Raw genomic sequence first — 26963 nt, forward strand, 5'->3', positions numbered from 1 at the left:
TATTTCTGTGGCACCGACGATGGGAAATTCATCTCAGTTAAGACTCGAAAGCACAGAGGGATAACCCCAACCATTGTTTCCTACCTCGACCTGCTCACCGGTAAGGTACTGATACAAGGTCGGTGCCAGTGAGCCGTTATCCAGCGGCCCCAATCTCTGGCCGGGTTTGACCGTCTCGCCCCAGAAACCTATGAAGGCATCTTTTTCCAGATAATGCTCGCCCGCATGACGACCCGGTACCAGAGTGTTGTAGCCAAAGCCCTCTTTGGGGAAGAGATTGATGGTGCCGGCCCTGTCTTCATCATAGAGATGTGCCAGCTGCACCACAGCATCGGGTCTGGGACTCATGGCCGCCAGACTGCGCCACTGCTCGGCGCTGCAGCCTTTGGTACTCCCCAGGCATAGTTCGAGCAGTTGTTGCTTGGCGGACAGCTGAACATCAGACAGCGGCGTCAGATAAGGGTTGCTCTGAGCCAGTGCCAGCAGCTCAGGCGCGCCTTTAGCATCCAGCGCCTGATAACGGATAACGCCCGACTCGCGACTGATCATTTCATCGCGGCGCTGCCCGTTTCTGTATCCCACCAAACGCACAGAGCAGCTATCAAGCGTACAATCGCTTTGGCGCACCACAAGATAATCCAGCGATTCCTGCAACTCATCGGCAAGCAGGCTGACCATATCCAGCGCCTTGCCTTCTCTGACCTTAAAACGGGTCAACTCTTGATACAGGGGTTGCACCTGCCAACCTCGGTCCGAGTTAAAGAAGTCCAGCATATAGTTGCCACCGGCAGTGGAGGCTATCACCAAATCTACCCCATGCAGTGAAGGCGGATTGAGGTTGTTGGTTATCTTGGGGCCTTCCCCTTCATCAGAGGAGATTTTGCTTATCTTGAGCTCGACCCCGCGTTGCTTGAGCGCATCTTGCAGCACCAGTTCGGGGTTAAGGGTGTGATACACAGGTGCCAAACCATGATCGCCGGCCATGCCCCACAGCGTCTGCGGATAGATACCCGCGTCCCGATACACCTTGTCCAGACGGCCGAGCCAGTAATCGAGCCGGTTAAGCTCACCGGTCGGCGCTATGATTTCATCGCTGAACGGCCCCTTGAAATGGGCGAAGTGATCCGGCCAGGGGTTATAAATAAGCAGATAGTCCGGCATTGCCTGCTCACTCAGCAAGGCCAGCTCATTGAGCTGCTCATTGAGCTTGGCCCGCAAGCTCATGCGGGAAAACAGCCGCCAGGCGCCCATCTTGTCGTAGGCCTCGAGTTGCTCTCGAACCGCCGCCACGCTATGTTGCAAGCCCTTCTCGGCTTCGGCGCGCAGCGACAACTCATTGAGACAGCGCTGCTCGCCAAAATCACGGATCACTTCCCCCAGCCCCAGATTGACCAGGGCATCGAAGCTGGTCTGGGCGTTCCAGTCATATTGGGCGTTACAGTTTAAGGTCTTGAGATAGTTCAGTCGGTCGAACATGGTGCGCATGCCGCGGCTCTCCGCCAGATTTTCGAGCTGCAGAGCATCATTGCCGAAGAAGTAATAGGCCCGGTCACGGGTGCGATCGACAAAGTGAAAATTGGGGATCCCTGTGCCACCCTGGCCGGACACTGCGGCGCCTGTCTTGATAATCGGCAGATTGCGCACACTGATGGTAGGCGTGGAAGAGATACCTCCTGTGGCTATGCCATTTTCACTCCGGCGATAGAGTGACTTGAAAAACGGCAGATAGTACTGGTCGGTGGCGCCATGTTTCACCAACTGACGCAAAAAGTCCTGCTTGGGAGTATGCTGCGGCCGCCCCATGGCTGACGCGGGCGAGAGTTGCGACAAAGCCGCATCCCTAGCAAGTACTTCTTTGAGATAAGGGCCGGAATTGGGCGCGACCAACGCCTGCATCAGTCCCTGGCTCAAGCCATCTACTGTTATCTGCACCGCTCTTGGGCGTTGACTCCAACTTGCCAGAAAGTCACTCAGCCCCTTGGGATCTTCCTTGAGACTGGCCTGCATCCAGGCAGAAAAGGCCTTGGCCCGCTGCGCCGGTAATGCATATTGGCGATAGGCCTTGAGCACATTAAGACGGACAAAGTCGATAAGGGTAACAGTTATCGCCTGCGCCTTGTTGTTTACCTTGGCGGCATTTTCCGCCTTGCCATCTTCAATAATCAGCTCGAGGGCGCTGCGCATATCCCCCTCGGGCAGACTGCCGACATACTTGCCAATCTCAGTGATGATCAGCGGCTGAATGTCGGCAATCAACGCCAGATCTTCAGGGCTATCGCCAAGATAGCGGTAATGTTCCGGCAGTTTCTTGCCAAGGGCCCAGTCATCATTGTTGAACAGGCGATCATAGACAGTCACCAACATGGCAACCAACTGGCGATTGAGCGTCATGCCCTCGCGTCTGTCATTGGCTTCGACGGTCGGTTCGGTGTTGTCTTTGACCTGCTCCTCCAAGCTGAACAGCGAATGCTGCCAAGGTGCGATTTGCTCCTTGCTGTATTGGCTCAGCAGATAATCCCGGAACTGATCCCGGTTCTCGGCGCGGCTGTATCTGTCGTAAAAAAGGTAGAGAAAATGCCCAAGGGGGATGCTGTAGAAAGGATCCGACAGCCGGGCTATGACCCTGGCCTTGGTCGGCGCATCGAGCGGCAACGTTAAAATGTAGGCATCCAGGCTCATACCGGCAACGGAAAATATCGCCAGATCGCGCCCTGTGGTAACACTGAGCTCCAACCCTTTAAACAGCTGCTTTTGCAGCAGATCGCCGCCGTGATACAAGGGCGCCACCAAAGGCACAGTGTTGATATCGGCCCGCACGCCGTTGCTGCCAAGACTCAAAGCCAAGCCAAAACTCAAGGCAAGAGCCTGTGCTTTGCTCCGCCGGTTAAACAGCCCTTTGACTCGCCCCGCAACGTTTTCCCGGCCCTTGGGCTCCTTTGAGACAGACTCGAGTATCATCACTTTCTTTCCCTGAAACATCTTGATTACAGCATCTTAAATGAAACGCCTTGATAATGGGCGAGTTTAGCAAGAGCTGCCAAGATCCCAAAGCCAAGGAATTTGACCCAAATCATCCGGCCTACAAAAAAACAGGCCACCCTAATGGGTGGCCTGGTCACTTTCAGTCACTGACTGACAGCGTTTACTTGTTGACTCTGGCGTGCAGTTCCTGCACCGAGGCAACATTGCTTCTGTCGTCGGCATCATGGGCCATACAGGTTGCAAAAGCCGCGTTCATGGTGGTGGTGTAATTCACCTTGTGCTGCAGCGCGCCGCGGCGCAGCTGTCTGGAATCCTCGATGGCCTGACGACCCTCTGTGGTATTCACTATATAGGTGTATTCACCGTTCTTGATCCGGTCAAGAATGTGTGGGCGACCTTCATGCACCTTGTTCACCAGGCGGGGATTGATACCCGCTTCACCCAACACCACAGCCGTGCCGTGGGTGGCATCCAGCTCATAGCCGAGTTCAATCAGCTTGGCCGCCAGATCCGAAACCCGCTTCTTGTCGCTGTGACGAACAGACAACAGGGCGCGGCCTGACTTAGGCACATCCTTCACTGAGCCCAGTTGCGCCTTGGCGTAGGCTTCGGCGAAGGTATCACCCACACCCATCACCTCACCGGTAGAGCGCATTTCAGGGCCGAGCAGAGGGTCAACACCCGGGAACTTGTTGAACGGCAGAACCACTTCTTTCACTGAGTAGTAAGGCGGAATCACTTCCTGAGTATGTTGCTGTTCGGCCAGTGAAGTGCCGGCCATTACCCGGGCGGCAATCTTGGCCAGAGGCACACCTGTGGCCTTGGAAACGAAAGGCACTGTGCGGGCGGCGCGCGGGTTTACCTCAATCAGGTAAATCACGTCGCTCTTGACCGCAAACTGCACATTCATCAGACCAACAACGCCCAGCTCCAGCGCCAGCTTGCGTACCTGCTCGCGCATCTCGTCCTGAATCGCCTTGGAGAGAGTGTAAGGAGGCAGTGAACAACCTGAGTCACCTGAGTGAACACCGGCCTGCTCGATATGCTCCATGATGCCGCCGATAACCACATCTTTGCCATCGCAAACGGCATCCACGTCTACTTCGGTGGCGTCATCCAGGAAGCGATCCAGCAGTACCGGCGACTCGTTGGATACACTGACGGCTTCGTTGAAGTAACGGCGCAGATCCTGCTCGTCGTAGACGATTTCCATCGCCCGTCCACCCAAAACATAGGAGGGACGAACCACCAGAGGATAACCTATACGCTCGGCATCCAGTACCGCCTGCTCCAGGTTGGTCACTGTGCTGTTTTCAGGCTGTTTCAGCCCCAAACGCTCAACCGCTTGTTGGAAGCGCTCACGGTCTTCGGCGCGGTCGATGGCATCCGGGCTGGTCCCTATGATGGGTACACCTGCGGCTTCCAGGGCGCGGGCCAGTTTCAGTGGCGTTTGGCCACCATACTGCACGATAACCCCTTTGGGCTGCTCAACCCGCACGATTTCCAGTACGTCTTCCAGGGTAACAGGTTCAAAGTAGAGTCTGTCAGAGGTGTCATAGTCGGTGGAAACGGTTTCAGGGTTACAGTTGACCATGATGGTTTCATAGCCGTCTTCACGCATCGCCAGCGCTGCGTGCACACAGCAGTAGTCGAACTCGATACCCTGACCGATACGGTTGGGGCCGCCACCTATCACCATGATCTTGTCTTTATCGGACGGATTGGCCTCACACTCTTCCTCGTAGGTGGAGTACATGTAGGCGGTATCCGTGGCGAACTCGGCGGCGCAGGTATCTACACGCTTGTAGACAGGGAAAAGCTCATACTTGTGACGCAGTTTGCGCACTTCACTTTCAGAAACCCCCAGCAGTGACGCCAGGCGCGCATCGGAGAAACCTTTGCGCTTCAGCTTGCGCAGGAATTCCTGGGAAAGACCGCTCCAGCCGCCTTCCTTGACCTTCTCTTCCTGCAGTACCAGATCTTCAATCTGCACAAGGAACCAAGGGTCTATGTTGGTGATGCGGCGAATACCTTCCATGGACATACCGGCGCGGAAAGCATCGGCGATATACCAAGGACGCTCAGGGCCCACATCCTGCAACTCGTAACGTATCTTGGCCAGAGCTTCCGGCTCGTTGATATCCACGATAGGATCAAAACCTGTCATCCCGGTTTCCAGGCCGCGCAGAGCTTTTTGCATCGACTCCTGGAAGGTACGACCGATGGCCATTACTTCACCGACAGACTTCATCTGAGTGGTCAGGCGGTCGTTGGAACCGGCAAACTTCTCGAAGTTGAAGCGAGGGATTTTGGTAACCACATAGTCGATAGAGGGCTCGAACGAAGCCGGGGTCAGACCGCCGGTAATGTCGTTCATCAGCTCATCCAGGGTAAAGCCCACCGCCAGCTTGGCCGCAACCTTGGCAATCGGGAAACCGGTCGCCTTGGAGGCCAGCGCAGATGAGCGCGATACCCTTGGGTTCATCTCGATGATCACCATGCGACCATCTTTGGGGTTAATACCAAACTGCACGTTGGAGCCACCGGTTTCAACGCCGATTTCCCGAAGCACCGCCATGGAGGCGTTACGCATCAGTTGATATTCTTTGTCAGTCAGGGTCTGGGCCGGTGCCACTGTAATGGAGTCACCTGTGTGTACGCCCATGGGGTCAAAGTTTTCGATGGCGCAGACTATGATGCAGTTGTCGTTGCGATCGCGCACCACTTCCATCTCGTACTCTTTCCAGCCTATCAGCGACTCGTCAATCAGCAGCTCATTGGTCGGCGACAAGTCCAGGCCCCGGGTACAGATCTCTTCAAACTCTTCGACGTTGTAAGCGATACCGCCGCCGCTGCCGCCCATGGTGAAAGAGGGGCGAATGATGCAGGGGAAGCCCACTTGATCCAGTACCTTGTGTGCATCTTCCATGCTGTGGGCAATACCGGCACGGGGACACTCGAGGCCGATACTCTTCATCGCCTTGTCAAAACGGGCACGATCTTCGGCCTTGTCGATGGCATCGGCAGTGGCACCGATCATCTCGACGTCAAACTCTTTCAATACGCCTTTGGCTTCCAGCTCCAGGGCGCAGTTCAGCGCCGTCTGGCCGCCCATGGTTGGCAGAATCGCATCGGGGCGTTCCTTGGCGATAATGTTGCGCACCACTTCCCAGTGGATAGGCTCGATGTATGTGGCATCGGCCATTTCCGGGTCTGTCATAATGGTTGCAGGGTTGGAGTTAACCAGAATGACCCGGTAACCCTCTTCTCTCAGCGCCTTACAGGCCTGGGCTCCCGAATAGTCAAACTCACAGGCCTGACCGATAACGATTGGGCCGGCACCCAGGATAAGAATACTTTGGATATCAGTACGTTTTGGCATTTTCTTCTATCTTCTCCCGGCGATTACAGCTTGACTTGGTGACGGTATTGCTCAATCAGTTCGATAAAGTGATCGAACAGTGGCGCACAATCGTGCGGCCCTGGACTCGCTTCAGGGTGCCCCTGGAAGCTGAAGGCCGGCTTGTCTGTCAGGTGGATCCCCTGCAGTGAGCCATCAAACAGCGACTTGTGAGTCACCCTGATGTTGGCAGGCAGTGTGGCTTCGTCGGCAGCAAAACCATGGTTCTGACTGGTGATCATCACAGTGCCTTTGTCAATATCGCTTACCGGGTGGTTGGCACCGTGGTGACCAAACTTCATCTTCAGCGTCTTGGCACCATTGGCCAGCGCCAGCAGTTGGTGGCCAAGGCAGATGCCGAATACCGGGATATCGGTTTCGAGAATTTGCTGAATCGCCTTGATGGCGTAGTCACATGGCTCCGGGTCACCGGGGCCGTTGGAGAGGAATACCCCATCGGGTGCCATCGCCAGCACTTCACTGGCAGGCGTTTGTGCAGGAACCACGGTCACATCACAGCCTCTGTCTACCAGCATTCGCAGTATGTTCTGCTTCACGCCATAGTCATAAGCCACTACCTTGTACTTGAGTTCTGACTCGGGAGTATCGACCGGCAGGCCGCTCTCCAAACGCCAGGTTCCCTTGCGCCAGGTGTAAGACTTGTCGGTCGTCACTTCCTTGGCCAAGTCCATGCCTTTCAGCCCAGGGAAGGCCTTGGCGGCGGCCAGCGCCTTGTCTACGTCCTGTTCACCCACCAGAATGCAACCGGCCTGAGCGCCCTTCTCCCGTAGAATACGGGTCAGCTTACGGGTGTCGATATCGGCGATACCGACTACCTTGTTGGCTTTGAGGTAATCACTGAGGGATTGTTGGTTACGGAAGTTACTGGCGAGGAGGGGAAGATCACGAATAATAAGACCACAGGCATGAACTGCATCGGATTCTGTGTCTTCATCGTTGGTACCGGTATTACCGATATGTGGGTAGGTTAGAGTTACTATCTGGCGAGAATAAGATGGATCGGTGAGGATTTCTTGATATCCGGTCATCGAAGTGTTAAAAACAACTTCTCCAACTGCAATACCATCGGCACCTATTGCTGTGCCGGAAAATACGCTTCCATCTTCGAGTACGAGTAAGGCAGACTTTGTCAACGCGACCTCCGAGAAAAGAGCCAAGCCACTGAAATATAATATTTTTATCTTTGTTTAAAGTACCAATTTCCGCTAAAATACGAAATTTTGACAAATTCCGAGCATCCTACACGAGAAATGGCAATCCGTCTATAGCTTGGCGGACGAATTCGAAAAAAAACCGCCGATTGGCGGTTTTTTAAATAATGTCACAGGGGTTTCAACCCCAATACCTGTTGCATGTCGTAGAGCCCGGCATCCTGTTCCTGTAGCCAAAGTGCCGCACGCATGGCACCGTTGGCAAAGGTCATTCGGCTGGAAGCCTTGTGGGTGATCTCCAAACGCTCGCCCATATCGGCAAACATGGCAGTATGCTCACCCACCAAGTCGCCCGCCCTGATAGTGGCAAAACCTATGGTGTCGCGCTCACGCTCGCCGGTGATCCCTTCGCGGCCATAAACGGCCACTTTTTCCAGATCCCGCCCCAGCGTGTTGGCAATCACTTCCCCCATCTTCAAGGCGGTACCTGAAGGAGCATCCTTCTTGTGTCTGTGATGACCTTCGATGATCTCTATGTCGGTATAATCACCCATGACTTCCGCCGCCAGTTCCAGCAGCTTCCACATTAGGTTAACCCCAACCGACATATTGGGTGCCAAGACCACAGGCATCTGCTCGGCAAAGGCCTCAATCTGCGCCTTTTGCGCCGAGTTGAAACCTGTAGTGCCTATCACTATCGCCTTATGATGGCGGGCACACCAATCCAGATTGCTGAGGGTGCCTTCCGGGCTGGTGAAATCCACCAACACATCGAAGTCATCGGCAACCTGATCCAGGCTATCGCTGACCCGGACATGGAGACAACCGACTCCGGCCAACTCTCCGGCATCGACTCCCACCAGAGTCGAGCCTGCTCGCTCGATGGCCGCGCCCAGAATGATCCGGCTGGAATGCGCGGCCGCTTCTATCAGGGTACGTCCCATACGGCCGCTGCTTCCGGCAACCGCAACTCTGACATGTCCACTCATAACTTTCTCCACATACAGGCTAAAAAAATCGCCTGAGTCAAACTCAAGCGATTTTGGTATTACAGAATGTCCAGCAATTCCACTTCAAAAACCAGAGTGGAATAAGGCGGGATAGCCGCCCCGGCACCACGCTCGCCGTAGGCCAGGTGATGCGGTACATACAGCTTGTACTTGGCGCCAACCGGCATCAATTGCAGCGCTTCGGTCCAACCGGCAATCACGCCGGAAACCGGAAATTCGGCAGGCTGACCACGGGTCACTGAACTGTCGAATACTTTACCGTCGATAAAGGTACCGTGATAGTGAGTACGAACATTGGAATCATAGCTTGGCTTCGCGCCTGAGCCTTCGTTGATGATTTCGTACTGCAGACCTGATTCGGTAGTCACCACACCTTCACGCTTGGCGTTTTCAGCCAGGAAAGCATTGCCTTCGGCAGAAGCGGCTTCGGCAGCCTCTTCCTGAGCCTTTTGCAGACGCTGGCTGATTTCAGAGAAAGCAACCTGCAGATCTTCCAGGGAAACAACACTCTCTTTGCCGTCAAATGCATCGGCCAGACCGGCTTGAACGGCTGGAATATCCAGACCTTCAAAAGAGTTGGCGGCCAGTTGCTCACCCAACTGGCGACCTACGCCGTAGCTGGCTTGTTGTTCAACACTGGTGAACTTATCAGACATAATCAGTTTACTCTCAGTTTATCTGTGAATTTTTCGCGGCACAGTGTAACACTTATCCGGGTCCAAGTGTTGCGCTTATTCGTATCCTTGGGGTTTGTTCATTCGCCTGGCCTCAGCCGAAATAAACTGAGGGCCAAACAAGCCGACTTTCATACACCTCATCTTTGGCAAGAGCGAAACTTACCCTTGCTCGCCTGATAGAGCGGCATCATCTGCGCTTGTAAATCATGCAACTGGGCAATTCGGTTCTCATTGGATGGATGAGTCGATAAGAGCTCCGGCCCCTGACCGCCCCCCGCCTTGGCCATGTTTTGCCATAAGGTCACCCCGGCTCTGGGATCGAAGCCGGCCCTGGCCATCAGCTCCAGCCCCATCACATCGGCCTCGGATTCCTGCGCCCGGCCATAGGGTAAGATATAACCCACCTGCACCCCGAGCCCCAAGGCCGCCATGTAGAGATCGGCGTTGGCTATCTGGCCCATCCCCAATGCTGCTCCGGCCAACTGCATACCGGTATTGCTGAGTTGGGCCCGCGAGGCCTGCTCATTGCCGTGCTGCGCCAGTACATGGGCTATCTCATGACCAATAACAGTCGCCAGTTGATCTTCATTATTGGCCACCTTGAGCAGCCCGGTATAGACACCGATATGGCCACCGGGCAGGGCAAAGGCGTTGACCTGATCCGAGTCAAACAGCACCCATTGCCAATGTTGCTGCGGCAACAAAGAGGTAATACGCTGCGCCACGCAGGCAACATAGGCACTGGCCGCTTTGTCCTGGCTCTGCTTCTCCTTTGCTTTTATCTGCTCGAAAGAGGCGGTGCCCATCTGGTTTATCTGCTCGGGCGAAAACAGTAGCATCTGCGAGCGCCCAGTGGGCGACTGGGTAGTGGAGCAGCCCGAGAGCAAGCCCATAAAGAGTATGGCCAGCAGGCCGAGAATTCGGTTATTCATCTTTTATCTTCCGGTGATAAAGTTTCCCGGGATTTTACCTCAGTGTTACAAGCAAGCACAGCTTGCCGTATCGCCAAAGGATTGACCGATTCAAAAGTCATTTCCGCTCACAGCCAAGGCGTGAAAAAAGTTGACCTCAAGCCTGTCTGGCACGAAACTGGTTAGCAGACAGGGATACGGAAAAACGCCGTTACCCGCTTATAAGTCACTCATTATTATTGGCCTTTTTATAGGATCCAACTCATACAATGCTTGAAGAATTAGCCTTGGGAGGATTGCTGTTCAGTCCTTTGGTTCTCTTCGCACCTCTTGCGCTCGTACTCTGGTTTCTGACCAGACTGGTCCTTCACTGGACCGGGCTGTATGCAAAAATCTGGCGAGTGGCCTGGTTCGAAGTCGCCCTGTTCGTGTGCTATCTGGCACTGATTATCTACCTGTTTGAGAATTGACACTTACCATGGCAAAAGTACTGCGCATCTCCATTACCCTGCTTCTCGTGCTGGCCGCCATAGTGGCCGGATACTGGATTTGGAATCACTACCTCTATTCACCCTGGACCCGTGACGGCCGGGTGCGGGCCGAAGTGATTACTCTCTCGGCCGATGTCTCCGGCTGGGTAACCCAACTGAATGTTAGGGATAACCAGCAAGTCAAAGCCGGCGATCTGCTGTTTCAGGTGGACGATACCCGTTATCAGGCCACCAGTACCGAATTGGCCGCCGAACTGGAAAACAAACTCTATGCCTGGGAACTGGCCAAACACAAATATGAGCGGCGCAAGAATCTCACCGGCCGCGAGGTGATCAGCGAAGAAGATTTGGAAACGGCACGGATCAACACAGAGTTGGCCAAAGCCAGCTACAACCTGGCAAAGGCCAGACTCGACAGCAGCAAAATAGATCTGCAGCGCACCCAGGTCCACTCCCCCGCCGATGGCACCATAATCAACCTCAGCCTGCGTCAGGGCAACTATGTCAACCAGGGCAAGGCGGTACTATCCCTGGTTAAACAAGGCTCTTTCTATGTCACAGGTTACTTTGAAGAAACCAAGCTGCCGCTGATAAAGATAGGCCAAAAGGCCAAAATCAGCCTGATGAGTGGTGGCGAGCCGCTCAGTGGCGAAGTAGTCAGCATAGGCAAGGCGATTGCCGACACCAATACCAATGCCAATGGCCAACTGCTGCCGCAAATTCAACAGAGCTTCAACTGGGTCAGGCTGGCACAGAGGATCCCTGTAGATATCAAGCTGGACCCGGCTTCAGAAGAACGTGAACTCAGCGCCGGAATGACGGTTTCCATCCAACTGCAAGCCGAAGAATAACATGGCCCTGTCTCCCACGCTGGCAGTATTCCTGACCCCGGACAAGCGCACGCTGATCTTCGCCACCAAAGGGGTGATAGCCATGGCGCTGGCGCTGACGGCGGCGCTCTACCTGGACTTGGAGCGCCCCTACTGGGCGCTGGTGTCGGCGGTATTCCTGCAGATGCGCCCCGAAAGTGGCCTGGTGCTTGAAAAAGGCCTTTGTCAGATAATAGGCACATTGGTAGGCGGGGTTGTCGGCATAGCGATTCTCAGCGGCTTTTACAACGCTCCCGAACTGGCCATCCTCACCCTGACGCTGTGGCTGGGTCTGAACTCGGCGCTGTCGGCCATGGTGCGCCATATCAACTTTGTCTACGCCTTCGCTATGGCGGGGATCACCCCCTGTCTTATTGTGCTCTTGGTAATGGTCAACCCTGCCACCGCCAACAGTGAAACCATCTTCGCCGTCGCCCATTCCAGGGTCAGTGAAATCATAGTCGGCGCCATCTGTGCCACTCTGGTGAGCCAGTTGCTGTGGCCTGTCAGAGTCACCGAAGGGCTGCAGAAACAAACCCGTAAAATAGTCAACCAGACGTTGGAATACCTCACGCTGGAGCTGGATCTCAACGGCTCCCATGAAAACCGCCATCAACAGATAGATGCGATTCTCGAATCACTGGCAGAAGCCAGTGACGATGCCAACGCCCTCAGCTACGAGGGGCCGGAAGGCCCTGGACGCAGTCGCGCGGCCAATCTGTTATTCAACAAGGTGTTGTCATTGCTGGCCGTGATCCAGATATTCGGCCGTTTGCAGCGTAACCATGAAGAGTTGATGACAGGCACCCTCTCAGGGCTAATCCGTACCCTGAAAAGCAACTTCAAGGCGATGTCCGAATCGGACGATTTCCATTTCTGTTATGAACTGGCACACAGGCAGAGGCGCGAAATCATTCACTATCGCAACACTCATGCCTGTATCAGCCCACTGGAGTCGCGGTTGCTGAAAACCGCCTCAGAGCTGGCCAGCGATTTGGTACTGGTGCTGCGGGCCTTCAAGGCGTTGGAGTCACCGGACAAAACGCTGCTCAATGCTCCCGCGATGCAGACCCACAGAGATCCCCTGCTCGGGCTGATCACGGGTGTCAGAACCATGCTGATTTTCCTGATTGGCGCCGGTATCTGGATTGGCACCGCCTCCAGCGCAGCACTGATGATAATGACCATGCCGGTGATCTTCTCCATCATGATGGCCAGGCTACCCTTACCCCTTTTGAGTATGATCCTGCGGCGGCTGCTGATAGGGGTGATGATTGCCATTCCGGTCGCGATATTTTACGCCCTCGAACTACTGGCCCAGAGCAGCGGCGATATTGAGATCATGTTGTTGGTATTGGCCGGTCCCTTCTTTATTGGCCTGATGGCGCTGGCCAATCGTGCCACCCTGCCCTACGGCCTGGGATTTTGCATCCCATTTGCCATTTTGGTCAGCCCCAGCAAAGACATGACCCAGGCCTTTGCCATAGACAGCACCCTGAGCAAAGCGATGGCCATCTTTGTCGGCGTCAGCATCCTCTATTGGCTGTTTAAGCTGGTGACAGAGCCAGGAGTCAAAATGATGCAGCAACGCCTGCTCAACGCCACTCGCAAAGATCTGATTGATATGGTTAAACAGGACAAGCCTGAGGACTGGTTCAATGCCCGCATGGCAGATCGCCTGCTGCGCTTGGCCAATTATGAACGCAGCAGCCAGAGCAGCAACAGAACCCTGACCGACTTAGGCCTTACCGGCCTAAACCTGGGCCATGTTTCGGTGCGCCTGCGCCGCCTGCTGGCAAGCATCAGCGACAGCCAACTCGACGAACTGCTGCAAGACTGGCAGTTGGCACTCGCCAACGCCTTTATCCTCTGTTCCCGCGGCGAAAACCCACCCGAGTTCCGTGCCAGCTGCGAACGCCTCTTGGCCCGGCTGCAAACCGATGGTTTGGCACAGGAGCAATTGGAGATGGTTCAGGGGATGTTTGAGCGCCTGATAATGACCTTTGAACGCAGTGCCGCCATGATAAGCAATGCCAATGCACCCGCGACCCAAGCTGAGTCTGCGCCACCGCAAGAGCAAGAGTCTACCTCCGAACAAAAGCCTTAGGTAAAGACCAGAAGCTCAGCGCCAGGAGTCATCAAACCAAGTAAAAAAAAACTTGCAAACTACTTGACCGCTCAAGCAAACAAACCAATACTTGCGCAATCAAGTATCAATAAAGCATTGGTCAAGTTAGTTTCATTCTAAAGAGGTTTCAGATGACACAACCCATTACGGCAAGTATTGCGCTTGCCATAACCGAGATACACAGCCAACTGCAACGCAGTCTGGCAGGCAGGCTGTCGCTGCACGGCATCAGCTTCAGCGAGTTTTTGGTACTGAGGCAATTGGCAAAGGCCGAGGGCAATAAGCTCAGAAGGATTGACCTGGCCCAGGGCGCGGGACTCAGCGCTTCGGGGATCACCCGCCTGCTTAACCCAATGGAAAAAATTGGTCTGGTAGAAAAGGAAGCCGCCAGCCGGGATGCCAGAGTCAGCCTGGTGGCCCTGACACAGGCGGGCGCTAAGATTTTTGCAGAGGCCGAGGTATCGTTTCAGCAAGTCGCCGATGAGTTTATGTCACGCTTGAGTGAGCAAGAGCAACAACTGTGGCTAAGCCTACTCCATAAGCTGGGTGCCTGAGTGCCAGGGCTCTGATTACAGGACAGGAGCCCCGAGCACTGCAATTCTAAAAGTGCAAAATAAGCCGCCGGAAAGCCCAAACAGAAGAAACCGCATAAGCATCGGAACCTACAGTTAACGCTTCTCCGGGAATAGCCTAAAAAAAACCGATGCCTTGAGCATCGGTTTTTTGTTTCGGCCGAGAGCAAGTTAGCTATTCAGATCCTGAAAGAACTTTTTCACCCCGTCGAAGAAACCTTCGGCCTTGGGGCTATGCTTCTTGGATTCGCCGGTGACTGAGGCTTCGAATTCCCGCAGCAACTCTTTCTGGCGCTCGGACAGATTCACCGGCGTTTCCATCACCACTTTGCAAAGCAGATCGCCAACCGCGTGACTGCGTACCGACTTAACCCCTTTGCCGCGCATGCGGAACATACGTCCGGTCTGGGTTTCCGCCGGGATCTTCAGGCTTACCTTGCCATCCAGTGTCGGTACTTCCACTTCACCGCCGAGGGCGGCCTTGGCAAAGGAGATGGGCACTTCGCAATAGAGGTTATTGCCGTCACGGACAAATATCGGATGCTCACGCACTGTGACCTGAACATAAAGATCACCCGCCGGAGCGCCAAATTCACCGGCTTCACCTTCACCGGCCAGACGGATACGGTCACCGGTATCGACACCGGCCGGAATTTTCACCGACAGTGTCTTGCTCTTCTCTATGCGGCCATCGCCATGACACTTGCTGCAAGGCTCTTTGATGATCTTGCCGCGGCCATGACAGGTAGGACAAGGCTGCTGCACGGCGAAAAAGCCCTGACGCATCTGTACCTGACCGGCACCATGACAGGTACCACAAGTCGTAGCCGAGGTACCCTTCTTGGCCCCTGAGCCATCACACACATCACAGCTTGCCAGGGTTGGGATACGCAGCTCTTTGGTCAAGCCACGAACCGCTTCTTCCAGCGACAGTTCCAGGTTGTAACGCAGATCTGAACCACGGGCAGCTTGACGATGCCCGCCACGACGACCACCACCGAAGATATCCCCGAACACATCGCCAAAGATATCACCGAAATCGGCGCCGCCGCCAAAGCCACCGCCGCCACGGTTGGGGTCAACCCCGGCATGACCAAACTGGTCATAGGCAGCTTTTTTGTCTTCGTCGGTCAGGATCTCATAGGCTTCTTTGACTTCTTTAAAGCTGGCCTCGGCCGCCTTATCGCCCGGGTTGCGGTCAGGGTGATACTTCATCGCCAGGCGCTTATAGGCCTTCTTTATCTCCCGCTCGCTGGCGTCGCGACCGACGCCCAATACTTCGTAATAATCTCGCTTTGACATAATCTCACGCTTTCCAAGCTGGATTCACACAAGCGGGCGTTAGGGTTGCCCCGTAACGCCCGCCGGAATTAATCGAGTGTTACCACCCAATTACTTCTTGTCGTCTTTAACCTCTTCGAACTCGGCATCGACAACGTCATCGGCCTGGGCATTGCTGCTCTGGGCTTCGCCTTGACCTTGGGCCTGTTGTGCCTTGGCCTGAGCGATTTCCATCAGCTTGGCAGAAGCTTCGATCAGCTCTTGAGTCGTCTTATCGATGGCTTCTTTGTCGTTACCCTTGGCGGCGGTTTCTACAGCGGCCATAGCGGCTTCGATCTTGGCCTTGTCATCGGCGGCCAGAGCGTCACCGGCTTCTTCCACCTGTTTCTTGGTGGCGTGTACCAGACCGTCGGCCTGGTTGCGGGCACTGACCAGCTCTTCAAACTTCTTGTCTTCCTCGGCATGAGCCTCGGCGTCGCGGACCATTTTCTCGACTTCATCATCAGACAGACCGGAAGAGGCCTTGATGGTGATGTTCTGCTCTTTGCCTGTCTTCTTGTCTTTGGCAGACACGTGCAGAATACCGTCGGCGTCGATGTCGAAAGTCACTTCAATCTGTGGCATGCCGCGTGGAGCAGGCTCAATACCTTCCAGGTTGAACTGACCCAGTGACTTGTTGGCGCTGGCTTGCTTACGCTCACCCTGCAGCACGTGAATGGTCACTGCGCTCTGGTTGTCGTCTGCTGTAGAGAAGGTCTGCTGTGCCTTGGTAGGAATAGTGGTGTTCTTCTCAATCAGCTTGGTCATTACGCTGCCCATGGTTTCAATACCCAGAGACAGAGGCGTTACGTCCAGCAGCAGTACGTCTTTCACGTCACCGGCCAGTACACCACCTTGAATCGCAGCACCTACGGCTACCGCTTCATCAGGGTTCACGTCTTTACGTGGTTCCTTGCCGAAGAAGTTGGTTACCGCTTCCTGAACCTTAGGCATACGGGTTTGACCGCCCACCAGGATCACTTCATTGATGTCAGACACTGACAGGTCGGCATCGGCCAGAGCCACTTTCAGAGGCTCCAGTGAGCGCTGGATCAGGTCTTCAACCAGAGATTCCAGTTTGGCACGGGTGATCTTAACCACCAAGTGCTTGGGACCTGTCGCATCAGCAGTGATGTAAGGCAGGTTCACCTCAGTCTGAGTGGTGCTGGACAGCTCAATCTTGGCCTTCTCGGCAGCTTCTTTCAGACGCTGCATAGCCAGAGGGTCGTTACGCAGATCCAGACCTTGCTCTTTCTTGAATTCGTCAGCCAGGTAGTTGATCAGACGGTTGTCGAAGTCTTCACCACCCAGGTGAGTATCACCGTTGGTTGCCAGTACTTCGAAAGTCTGGTCGCCGTCGTTGCTGTCGATTTCGATGATGGAGATATCGAAGGTACCACCACCCAGGTCATATACAGCAACAATGTTGTCGCCCTGCTTCTTGTCGATACCATAGGCCAGTGCCGCAGCAGTTGGCTCGTTGATGATACGTTTTACTTCCAGACCCGCGATACGGCCGGCATCTTTGGTGGCCTGACGCTGAGAGTCGTTGAAGTAAGCAGGTACTGTGATTACCGCTTCAGTCACTGGCTCACCCAGGAAATCTTCAGCAGTTTTCTTCATTTTTTTCAGTACTTCGGCAGACACCTGAGGTGGTGCCATCTTCTTGCCATGGCTTTCAACCCAAGCGTCGCCGTTGTCGGCCTTGATGATCTTGAAAGGCATGATGCTGACGTCGCGCTGAACTTCATCGTCAGTGAAGCGACGGCCAATCAAACGCTTGATGGCAAAGAAAGTGTTGGCTGGGTTGGTCACGGCCTGACGTTTTGCAGGTGAACCAACCAGTGTCTCGTCTTCAGTGAAGGCGATGATAGAAGGTGTAGTACGATCGCCTTCGGCATTCTCCAATACGCGAGCCTTGTCACCATCGAGGACAGCTACACAAGAGTTTGTTGTGCCTAAGTCGATACCAATAATTTTACCCATGAGGTCCTCCGAAAAATCTTTTCTTTCGAACTGAATATGTTTATCTGATTTCAGATATGGGGGTAAACTCGCTGTTTTCAAGCCCGTTGTAGATGGCCCCCAATCTTGCCTTACCCCCTATATAGGGGCGTAAAATTGCTTTACAAGGGCCAGGAAGAAAAAAATGGATCTTTTGCTCAATCTTTTTACACATCGCCGCACCGGGATCTTTTTTTATTCACCGACGCTGAATAAAATGATGTCTATTCCGGAGGTGGCCAGCCTGGCCGCCAAATAGCTGTACTGGCAGAGAAGTCTAGAGTGAAAAAATCCCAGCTGGCCCTGATCTACGGGATGGCCGCCGTATTCCTATGGTCCACAGTGGCGACCGCCTTTAAAATCGCCCTTGGCTTCTTCTCGCCATTGCAACTAGTGTTTGTTGCCGTCATCACTTCGTCCGTCTGCCTGGGGCTTATTCTTGCCTGGCAGGGAAAACTCAAATTATTAAAGCAACAGTTTTGCGCCCGCCCCTGGTTTTACCTGCAAACAGGGTTGCTGAACCCCTTTCTTTATTATCTGGTGCTGTTCAAGGCCTATGATCTGCTGCCGGCGCAGCAGGCGCTGTCGCTGAACTACACCTGGGCGGTACTGCTGCCGCTGTTGGCAGCCCCCATGTTGCAGCAAAAACTACAGGGCAGTGACATGCTGGCGGCCGTCACAGGTTACTTTGGAGTATTGGTGATAGCCACCGGTGGCAATCTGTTGTCAATGGACTTTGCAAACCCCTTTGGCATACTGCTGGCACTCTCCAGCACCCTGCTATGGTGCCTATATTGGATCATTAATACCAAAGACAAGGGCGATGCCATTGTCAGCCTGATGCTGAGTTTTTTGGTGAGTCTGCCGCTGATAACCATCACCCTGCTGACGACCGAAAGCCTACCCTCTTTGCATTGGCAAGCCCTCGGTGCCGGTGTCTATGTCGGCCTGTTTGAAATGGGAGTCACCTTTGTGCTCTGGCTGATGGCACTGAGAACCACAGAACGAGCCGCCAGCATCACCAATCTGGTGTTTCTGACGCCACTCCTGTCCATGGTGTTTATTGCGCTGATATTGAAAGAAACCATCACACTGGCGACTCTGGTAGGCATGGGGCTTATCCTGTCAGCCCTCTTGATACAAAAAGTACTGAAACCCAAGGCGCCGAAAGTGAACATTGTTTGATGGGGAACGGGCTTTGATAACAAGCCACATTTGATTAAATACAGTTGTTGAAGCGGTTGTTGAAGCAGCGTTTAATAAAAACAAAACCTTGGCCTTTTTGCTGGCAGGCGATGCGGGAAATTGTGTCGCTTGAATCTATCTCCAGCTCATCCTTATCTAGCTAAGCCCTACAAAAAGCCACGGGCAAAAGAGGAAAAGATAGTTCAGTCATCAGGGCTATCTGCCTGAAACTATTTCTATGCTGCCCTAAGCTGTACACCCTAAGCTGTACTAGCTCAGACCTGATCTGACAGTTACCCGATTTTGGGTGCCGTTGTCAGATTAGATTTGGGCTAAATTCTTTTCCGCTAATACAGGTGAATAGGGGTGTATTGCTTGGCTTTGTTGCTTACCCCGGCACCATTTACCGCCATATTTGGCCTTCATGGCACACATCGCATCCCATCGGCCACTCATGCTACTGTACTGACGGCGAAACTCCTTGGCGGAAGTTATCCAGGCATCGTCACTGATACCAAGCTCAAGCAATAGTTTGGGCCTGGAACAGGCAATAAAGCCACGCTTGTCTTCCCGCACCGCCCGGCCTGTCCAATCAATCAGCTCCAGATAGTCGGCAAAGTGAAACGGGATACCGCTTTGTTCGGCGGTAGTTGCTGCACCGTCAAATTTCAGCAGTGGCTTAATTGAAGCGTTGGCAGATGCAGGCTCAGCAACTTCCTCTATGCGCTCCTGAATGGATGTGTAATCAGAAGCTTGCAGCGAATCTGCAATACCGGCGCGAATGGGATTTAAATCCACATACATCATGCAGGCCAGCAGCGCCTGTTCATCGAGCAGCGCCTGCGACTTAAAGCGTCCTTCCCAAAATACGCCCTTGCAGCCATCTTCTCGATTGGCCTTGCGGGCGATATCTTCGTTTAAACAGCGCATAAACCAACTGATACTGCCAAGGCGTTCCTGCCAATCACCAATCAGCGTATCCAACAGTATTCGCTCACCGTCTGAGAGACTATCGCCCTTGAGGAACTTTGCCGCCACAGGATTGCCACTAAAGAGCATTGTCCAACGCTCAATGACTTCAAATGGCGACAACGCTTGTTGTGCAGCAAGGTCGATTTTGAGCACCAAATGGTAGTGATTACTCATGACCGCATAAGCGCAAACGTCGATGCAGAATACTGACGACAACTGCCTGATTTTATCCACTATCCAGCCACGTCTATGTTCGTAACTGCGCCCCGACAGAGCGTCTTCACCACACAAAAATGCCCTTCTGACGCAACGGTTAATCACGTGGTAGAAAGGTGTACTTTCAGCATCTATCAACTGACGACGGGCAGTGGTCATAACCAACCTCGACTGAGCTTTGATGGGTATTTCAAAGCCTAGTCAAGCCTGGGCGAAACATCAAAAAGATATGGCTGTCCTGTTTTCCTTCTGAGAGACTATCGCCCTTGAGGAACTTTGCCGCCACAGGATTGCCACTAAAGAGCCCTGTCCAACGCTCAATGACTTCAAATGGCGACAACGATTGTTGCGTAGCAAGGTCGATTTTGAGCACCAAATGGTAGTGATTACTCATGACCGCATAAGCGCAAACGTCGATGCAGAATATTGACGACAACTGCCTGATTTTATCCACTATCCAGCCACGCCTATGTTCGTAACTGCGCCCCGACAGTGCATCTTCACCACACAAAAACGCCCTTCGGACGCAACGGTTAATCACGTGGTAAAAGGGCGTACTTTCAGCATCTATCAACTGGCGACGGGCTGTGGTCATAACCAACCTTGACTGAGCTTTGATGGGTATTTCAAAGCCTAGTCAAGGCTGTGCGAAACATCAAAAAGATCTGGCTGTCCTGTTTTCACTTATTAAAATGCACAAAAATGTTCCCAGCACTCTGCCATTAGAATAAGCATATCAAATTCAGCTAAAATAAGCCTCCTGCCCTAACTAACATACATGCTATTCAGCGATCATTTACTACATCGACCTTTCTTTGCCATGTCAAGCTTAGTTACAACTTCCTTCCCTTTTTTATCTTCAACATGCTCTAGACCAGCACCACCAACAAAAACCCCGAGTTTTATATACTGTTTTATGAAATAGTTTCTGCCAGTCTCTGTCTCTAGTACTAAGTCGTTAGGAGAAAATTCAGACTCCGTGGATATTGTGTGCTTCTGCCCTCCCTTAACTTCATGATAGAAGAAAATGTTAGGGGCTGTTTCGCCAATACAGTCACCGTCAACAAAAACATCTTTCTTCAGCGCTCCACCTAGATTGCCATGCCGATATATATACAGACCGGCATGCCCATCAGAAGGAGTAGTAAACTGTTTAGCTTTATTTGTAACTTCAGTACTTTCAGTAGGTACAGAAGCACATCCAGCAAACAGCATAGACACACAAAAAATCAATAACAGCTTAAATTTCATTCTACACCTCAAAAGACAACTAATTACCTAAAACTAAATCATAATGGTTTACTTCATAGTGTATCGTATTCCCACCGGATAAAAATACACCGTATACTCCTTTCTCCCTGAATCATCTATAAATGGCAGATTAATAGTGAAGTATCCATCATCTCCGACAAAATTGATATTCATAGCAACTAATTCACCACAGAGTATATCAGGGTCTACTATTAGCACTCCGACTTTGACCAGACTTAAGCCAGTCTCTCGATAGGGCAACTCGATACGCTCCCCTTGATAAAAATCAGAGAAAGCCTCTTCGGTATCAGAATATCTACAAACCAATACCCCTTCCTTCCCTTTCTCCAAACTTGGGTAACGTTTCTTCTCTAGGAATCGAAGGGGAGTCTTTCTGCCGGTTCGATACTGGTCCAACACCATATTTTGTACATCCAGAGAAATCCCTGCTTTTCGTGATGTTATAAAAATCTCTATGTTAATATCATCCAGATAGTCAATACCCGTTTTCTTTCGTGGATGATTATATATACCAGGGATCATGAACTTAACTTGCACACCATTATCAAAACTAAGTACCGGGCTGGTGATCGGAGAGTCGTAGCCGGTATCTATTGGCCCTAAGTACTCCTCCGTATCAACCCTGTTCAGGCCATAAGCGGTATGAGTATCATAGACATAATAGGCACATCCTTGTAACCAATAGCCCATAAGAAAACACATAGTCAGAAATATATTTCGCATTACGGCCCTCATTCCTGATTAGTCAAATAATAACGGTGATTCTCTAGCCCCAAAGCATAATACTGAGCGGCTATAGCGGGAGGAATTGTTGTCGCCAAGATAAGATTATTTTGTATATTCCATTTAGCCATCCATTTATCGTGGAATACGGAAAAGGCTCTAAAACCACCGACGTTTTCTGAAGACCATAGTAGTACAGGTGAATATTCCGACATCCAGTAATTCACATTAGAAGTGTCAAATATCACCCTGTTTTCCGCTGGTGACCAGTCAAAAAAGTCCATTCGAGGTTTAGCCAGTGAGCTTTTCAATACCTCAAGGTCTTTTGCATTGAGTGTTGACACATCCCGTCCCACAAGCCCACGCCTCACAGCATCAGATCCTACCTTGACTTCTACCGACGTTCCAGTGTTGCTAACATTGGCATTTTCAACACCTGTACCCTCGAGCTTAATAACAGCGTTCTCCTTTGAGGTATTCCATGATGATTCATATCCTGAGTACTTATCCATAGCAATTTTCAAGCCTTGAGCTATAACCGCCAATTTAGCACCTTGACTACAATTCCCACCTGATGCGGCTCCTGCAGCACATCCTCCCAAAGCAACAACACCGATACGGTTGAATGCATCGCCAAAGCCACCAACACTCCCAAAGTTGGCGTATCCTCCTGCTGCTCCGGCTATCGCTCCGGAAAAAGCCCCCTTTAGTGCCCCTCTCAAACTACCGGTTGCAAGCGCTCCTCCAGCAAACCCTCCGGCTGCTCCCGCTATCGCACCGGTTGCGACGGCTCCGGCTGTTGTCAAAGATGCGGCACTGGTTGTAGTTGCTGCTGTCCCCCAAGTAGCCCCCCAACCAGCAACCCAACCCGATGCTGCGCCATATGTAACAACAGTCACAATAACGGCAACAATCGGTTTCCAGAATTTTTTGAAGAATTCTCCTATCTTCTTAAAGAAGAACCCACTCGGATCGGAATAACTCATCGGGTTATTCAAAACATAACTATAACGGTTATAGCTTTGTGTATTGGTTGGCGCTTGGATATGCGGATCGGCCTGCAAGAAACGTCCTATGGTGGGGTCATAGATACGCCCATTCATATGGATAAGATTCAGGTTATCTATACCTTCATGCCCGGTATAACCTTTGGATGCAGCTGGCGCGATATAATCATTCAACAGTGAATGGCTATAGGCGGCGGTTTGTTTACCCCAAGGGTCATAGGTAAACTGCTGCACCACATTACCGGACTTATTGGTAATCGTCGTGGTTGAGCCTTGATGATCTTTGTGCAGGTAAAACTCGTCAACAGTGTTATTACTACGCTTGGTTATCACCAAATTGCCGACATACAATTTTTGCTCGGTGAGTGCCGGTTTGTTGCCGCCGCTACGGGTGACTTTCTCATACCCCCCGACATATAAGGTGGTGAGATAGCTTGTCACTCCCGCTTCAACTTTAACGTCGTAACGCTCGAAGCGTTGCCGGTTGGCATCATACTTAAAGCGGGTTGATTCCCCACCTTGAGTAATGTTGGTGACCAAATCGTAAGAACTGTAAGTGAAACGGCGACTGCCATCCTGGGTGATATTGCCATTATTGTCATAGGTCATGGTATGTGATGGCCCATCGGATATCAGGCAACTTGAACCATTGAGCACACCATTGGCCGGACAGGAATAGATCACTGCGGCACTGAGCTGACGGCGACAACTGCTACCGGAAACCGACCAACCACTTGGGCAACTCCAACTACTGGGGCTGTCTGGGTACCTGTGCAGTTGGTTCCTGACAGCGCAGTTCCAGCAGGACAGGACCAGCTAGGCGCTGCAGTATAATTCTTGTTACAGACACTACCCGATAAGGTACTGCCGGCCGGGCATGACCAAGTGTTGTTTTGGGTCACTACTTTGTTGCAGCTACTGCCGGACAGGGTACTGCCTGCGGGACATGACCAGCCATTACTCTGGGTTTGCAATTTGGTGCAGCTGGAGCCTGAAAGCGTACTTCCTGTTGGACAGGTATAGGTATAATTCGCCAGCTCTGTTTTCTTACACTGCTCTCCACCAGGCCACACATTGTTATAACCCGAAGGGCATTTCCAATCACAGACTTGGGCACGGGTACTGAACTCAGGGATAGTACTCTTGGGGTCTCTACCTCCTCCACCACTTCCCGTACATACCCATTTAGCCCAGGTAGTACTGGTTTGAGTACACTTATCTTGTGCACTGGAATAGCTATAACCAGCCGGACAAGTCTTGGCAGCACTGGAAACCACCTTCTTCTCACAGCGTTTAGCAGTGCTGTTGTAGGTGTATCCGGCTGAGCAGGTTGCGGTTGCCTGTGATGTCACAGTCTTCTGGCAGGTACTGCCATTCCAGTTGTAACCCGCAGCACAAACGGCGGTTGCCGGACTGGATACTGTTTTAAGGCATTGACTACCACTCCAGGAATAACCTGCCTGACAAACAGGAGTCGCAGGCGATGAGATGGCTTTCTGGCAGTTGCTGCCATTCCAGCTATAGCCGACAGGGCATACCGCAGTGGCCGCTCTTGTCTCCGTTTTGAGGCAACTGGTTTTGCTGCTGTTGAAAGCATAACCTGCCGGGCAGGATTTGCTGGCCGCAATTGTACTTGTGTTGGCAATGGAGGCCAGACGATAGGGGTTGGCGCTATCGTAGCGGTAATCACCAACACCGGTTTTAAAGGTGATATTGCCCAAATCGTCATATTGCATCTCATGGGTGGCTTTAAAGTCTGATGGCAGACTCGTACCACCGGAGTGGATGCTGACGGTACGTTCATACAAGCGATACAAATCATCATAGTGATAGTTTTCGCTGAATGTGGCCGGAGCCGAAGACAGGCTGTGCTGCCGGTACTCCAGGTTACCCACGGTATCAAAACGATAGTCAAGCTGATGGGCTGTTACTCCAGCAGTGGTCAAATTGATACCGCTAACCCAGCCAGTGGTTGCATCAAAAACGGTTGATTCCTGGGCACCATTACCATAACGCACCTGCTCCACCTGACCTCGGGCATTCATTTCGGTGATAGTTTGATATGCCTTACCTGTTTGTTGGTCGGTACGCTTGAAAAGGTATCCCTGAGCGTTGTAGTGGTTGACAACCGTCAGCAAGTTATTGGGGTATGTCTGAGTCGCCGCTCTGCCATGGCTGTCATAGCTAAAGCGATGCTCATAGCTACTACCTGCTATGCTTGTCTTGCTGCTGGCCAACCGGCCGGCACTGTCATACCCGCTCTGCTTGCTGTGTACCCAGCCGGTTTGAGAGCAATTGGACACAACGGTGTCGAAACGGGTTTCCGTAATAAGTAAACCGGCAGTTTTGCTGCCTTTGTTACCATAGGTCCAGCAAGAGGTGCCATCTGGCTCAGTTTGCCTGACTTTACGCCCTAGAATGTCATAGTAGATAAAGCTGGATTGGGATTTACCATTGGTCTGTGACAGCATTTCGCCAAAGGCGTTATAAGTGTAGCGCCACTGTCCCTTATCAATGTCCTTGGTGCTGATTTTGCGGCCGTAGGCATCATAGCTTGCCTCGGTGCGCAGCAGCTCTTGTCCCGAGGCTGAGGTGATAAAACTTTTCACCAGCTTGCCACTGGCATCATAGACAAACTCCAGTTCGTTGCCGATATCATCAACAACTTTAAATTGCTCACCCATGGCATTGGAGATAGCACGCTTTTGCTTGCCATTGGGGTCTATCGTCAGCGTCTCAAATCCCAGATATTGAATACTGGAAACGCCGCCGTTGGGATTGGTTTGGTTGATGACCCGACCAAAGTGGTCGTACTCTATTTCGGTGTAATAGGCACTGATACCGGCAAAAGCGGGTTCATATTGTCTGACAGGCCTTCCCTGCGCATCGTAGCTAGTTGCAGTAACAATCCATTGCCCATCAAAACCCTGCTTCTGCTTACCGACTTCACGGCCATATTTATCTGTGATGACTTTGGATTGAGGCGCACCGGCCTTGGTCTTGGTGGTAACCAAATGGCCATGACTGAGAGGTGAACACCCGGCATCACAGGTGGCATACTGATAGCTTGTTGGAACACCATCCGGAGTGACTTCCCGCACCAGCCTTCCCCACTTGTCATGGTCTTTGGTCAGTTTGCGACCATTGGCATCAGTCACGGTAATTTGAGTGATTTTACCCGTTACCTGGTCTGCCGACTGACCATTGTAGGTATAGGTGCTGCTGTCGCCTGCCGCGTTGGTCACTGTCTTGAGCAGACGCCCTCTGGCATCGAATAAATAGCTCATCTGTCTCGACTGCTGGGTGTTGCCGGCGGCATCTACGCCTCCGGTGACCCGCTCGGTCAGGGTGTTGCCGTAAATGTCATAGGTTTTGCCGGTAGTCAATTTGTAGCGATTGTCATTTGGCGATACCGTTGAGTTCATCAGCAAACCGTTATCGTAATAGCTGAATGCGCTCCCGGTCACTATCGCCTGAACCTGCTCTCGCTGATTAAAGCGTGATTTAGTCACCCTGGTATGACTCAGTCGCCCCTTGGCTTCGCCGCCACCATGACCGTCATACTGGTTAACCGTCTCGCCCCTTGAAACCAATTGATTGGCTTCAAGGTCAGTTACATCCGCTTTAATGGCAATGGCATTTCCCCAGTCGTCGAACTGAGTCTGGGTGTTTGTCTGCGTTAACTCCCTTACCACCCCATCGCTGCCATATTGCGAGGTGCGCTCCACTACGTTTTCTTCAACCCGGCGATAAATGCCGTCATTGCCTCGCTGAAAGCTGTATTCATTGATTGCCGAGTACAAGGTTTTTCCCTGATAGGTTTGTTTGGTTGCCAGGGGCAAACCTATTTGCGGGAACAACTGATGATAGATAGTCTCGGTCACCACCTGAGTCTGATTGTCTATGGTGCGTAATAACTCAAACCCGGCCGGGCCACGCCCCAAACGGTTTATCAGCAAGCCGCCATACTCATAGTTAACGGAAACCTGGCTGCCATCCCCGGTTTCAGTGGCAACTTGCTTAACAACTTTTTGCGGCGGAATAAGGGAGAA

18 protein-coding genes and 1 pseudogene are annotated in these 26963 nt (G+C 52.4%); 5 read left to right on the forward strand and 14 right to left on the reverse strand.

Annotation, left to right across the window (positions count from 1 at the left end):
• Positions 1-33: 33 nt before the first annotated feature.
• The 6 genes from ACSHSR_RS16105 to ACSHSR_RS16130 form a co-directional block, all read right to left on the reverse strand.
• The gene (locus tag ACSHSR_RS16105) at positions 34-2958 is read right to left on the reverse strand and encodes an alkaline phosphatase family protein (protein WP_479631530.1); all 2925 of its coding nucleotides are present in this window, start codon (positions 2956-2958) and stop codon (positions 34-36) included.
• A gap of 184 nt (positions 2959-3142) precedes the next feature.
• Positions 3143-6364 carry a carbamoyl-phosphate synthase large subunit gene (carB, locus tag ACSHSR_RS16110; protein ID WP_062793363.1) on the reverse strand — a complete coding sequence of 1074 codons (3222 nt, stop codon included), beginning with the start codon at positions 6362-6364 and terminating at the stop codon, positions 3143-3145.
• Between the two features lie 23 nt (positions 6365-6387).
• The gene (carA, locus tag ACSHSR_RS16115) at positions 6388-7536 is read right to left on the reverse strand and encodes a glutamine-hydrolyzing carbamoyl-phosphate synthase small subunit (protein ID WP_028780665.1); all 1149 of its coding nucleotides are present in this window, start codon (positions 7534-7536) and stop codon (positions 6388-6390) included.
• Between the two features lie 188 nt (positions 7537-7724).
• On the reverse strand, positions 7725-8543 hold the full coding sequence (gene dapB, locus ACSHSR_RS16120) for a 4-hydroxy-tetrahydrodipicolinate reductase (RefSeq protein WP_025009921.1): 819 nt from the start codon (positions 8541-8543) through the stop codon (positions 7725-7727).
• 59 nt (positions 8544-8602) lie between these two features.
• Entirely contained in the window at positions 8603-9220 is a 618-nt protein-coding gene (locus tag ACSHSR_RS16125) for a BamJ family beta-barrel-assembly machinery protein (RefSeq protein ID WP_044733924.1), read from the reverse strand.
• Positions 9221-9378: 158 nt separating this feature from the next.
• The gene (locus tag ACSHSR_RS16130; protein ID WP_208170771.1) at positions 9379-10173 is read right to left on the reverse strand and encodes a M48 family metallopeptidase; all 795 of its coding nucleotides are present in this window, start codon (positions 10171-10173) and stop codon (positions 9379-9381) included.
• 248 nt (positions 10174-10421) lie between these two features.
• Between ACSHSR_RS16130 and ACSHSR_RS16135 the strand changes: the two genes are divergently transcribed.
• The 4 genes from ACSHSR_RS16135 to ACSHSR_RS16150 all read left to right on the forward strand — a co-directional run bounded on the left by ACSHSR_RS16135 (position 10422) and on the right by ACSHSR_RS16150 (position 14194).
• Complete coding sequence (locus tag ACSHSR_RS16135; protein WP_025009920.1) at positions 10422-10622, forward strand: DUF1656 domain-containing protein; 201 nt, start codon at positions 10422-10424, stop codon at positions 10620-10622.
• 8 nt (positions 10623-10630) lie between these two features.
• The gene (locus tag ACSHSR_RS16140; protein ID WP_054744779.1) at positions 10631-11494 is read left to right on the forward strand and encodes an efflux RND transporter periplasmic adaptor subunit; all 864 of its coding nucleotides are present in this window, start codon (positions 10631-10633) and stop codon (positions 11492-11494) included.
• 7 nt (positions 11495-11501) lie between these two features.
• Entirely contained in the window at positions 11502-13619 is a 2118-nt protein-coding gene (locus ACSHSR_RS16145) for an FUSC family protein (protein WP_370629031.1), read from the forward strand.
• Positions 13620-13771: 152 nt separating this feature from the next.
• A complete protein-coding gene (locus ACSHSR_RS16150) occupies positions 13772-14194 on the forward strand; it encodes a MarR family winged helix-turn-helix transcriptional regulator (RefSeq protein WP_045283646.1) in 423 nt (140 codons plus the stop codon).
• Between the two features lie 189 nt (positions 14195-14383).
• Here the strand turns inward: ACSHSR_RS16150 and dnaJ are convergent, their stop codons facing one another.
• Together dnaJ and dnaK are read right to left on the reverse strand one after the other, a co-directional pair.
• A complete protein-coding gene (gene dnaJ / locus ACSHSR_RS16155) occupies positions 14384-15514 on the reverse strand; it encodes a molecular chaperone DnaJ (RefSeq protein WP_025009916.1) in 1131 nt (376 codons plus the stop codon).
• 90 nt (positions 15515-15604) lie between these two features.
• On the reverse strand, positions 15605-17518 hold the full coding sequence (gene dnaK / locus ACSHSR_RS16160; RefSeq protein WP_101058999.1) for a molecular chaperone DnaK: 1914 nt from the start codon (positions 17516-17518) through the stop codon (positions 15605-15607).
• A gap of 300 nt (positions 17519-17818) precedes the next feature.
• Here dnaK and ACSHSR_RS16165 point away from each other — a divergent pair, with 300 nt between their 5' ends.
• Positions 17819-18721, forward strand: coding sequence for a DMT family transporter (locus tag ACSHSR_RS16165; protein WP_045283647.1), 903 nt, complete (start codon positions 17819-17821; stop codon positions 18719-18721).
• 321 nt (positions 18722-19042) lie between these two features.
• Here the strand turns inward: ACSHSR_RS16165 and ACSHSR_RS16170 are convergent, their stop codons facing one another.
• From ACSHSR_RS16170 to ACSHSR_RS16195, 6 genes and pseudogenes are all read right to left on the reverse strand, one after another.
• Positions 19043-20068: a transposase gene (locus ACSHSR_RS16170; RefSeq protein ID WP_479630934.1), complete on the reverse strand. Its 1026-nt coding sequence runs from the start codon at positions 20066-20068 to the stop codon at positions 19043-19045.
• Between the two features lie 195 nt (positions 20069-20263).
• Positions 20264-20504 (reverse strand): annotated as a pseudogene (locus ACSHSR_RS16175) (transposase); the annotation flags it as partial.
• A 197-nt stretch (positions 20505-20701) separates the two neighbouring features.
• The gene (locus ACSHSR_RS16180) at positions 20702-21160 is read right to left on the reverse strand and encodes a DUF2846 domain-containing protein (RefSeq protein ID WP_025011861.1); all 459 of its coding nucleotides are present in this window, start codon (positions 21158-21160) and stop codon (positions 20702-20704) included.
• 48 nt (positions 21161-21208) lie between these two features.
• Positions 21209-21904 carry a hypothetical protein gene (locus ACSHSR_RS16185; protein ID WP_345869950.1) on the reverse strand — a complete coding sequence of 232 codons (696 nt, stop codon included), beginning with the start codon at positions 21902-21904 and terminating at the stop codon, positions 21209-21211.
• Between the two features lie 8 nt (positions 21905-21912).
• On the reverse strand, positions 21913-23520 hold the full coding sequence (locus ACSHSR_RS16190; protein ID WP_479630935.1) for an RHS repeat domain-containing protein: 1608 nt from the start codon (positions 23518-23520) through the stop codon (positions 21913-21915).
• A gap of 71 nt (positions 23521-23591) precedes the next feature.
• Positions 23592-26870: a hypothetical protein gene (locus ACSHSR_RS16195; RefSeq protein ID WP_479630936.1), complete on the reverse strand. Its 3279-nt coding sequence runs from the start codon at positions 26868-26870 to the stop codon at positions 23592-23594.
• Positions 26871-26963: the final 93 nt, after the last annotated feature.

Source organism: Shewanella sp. VK101, from assembly GCF_056497865.1.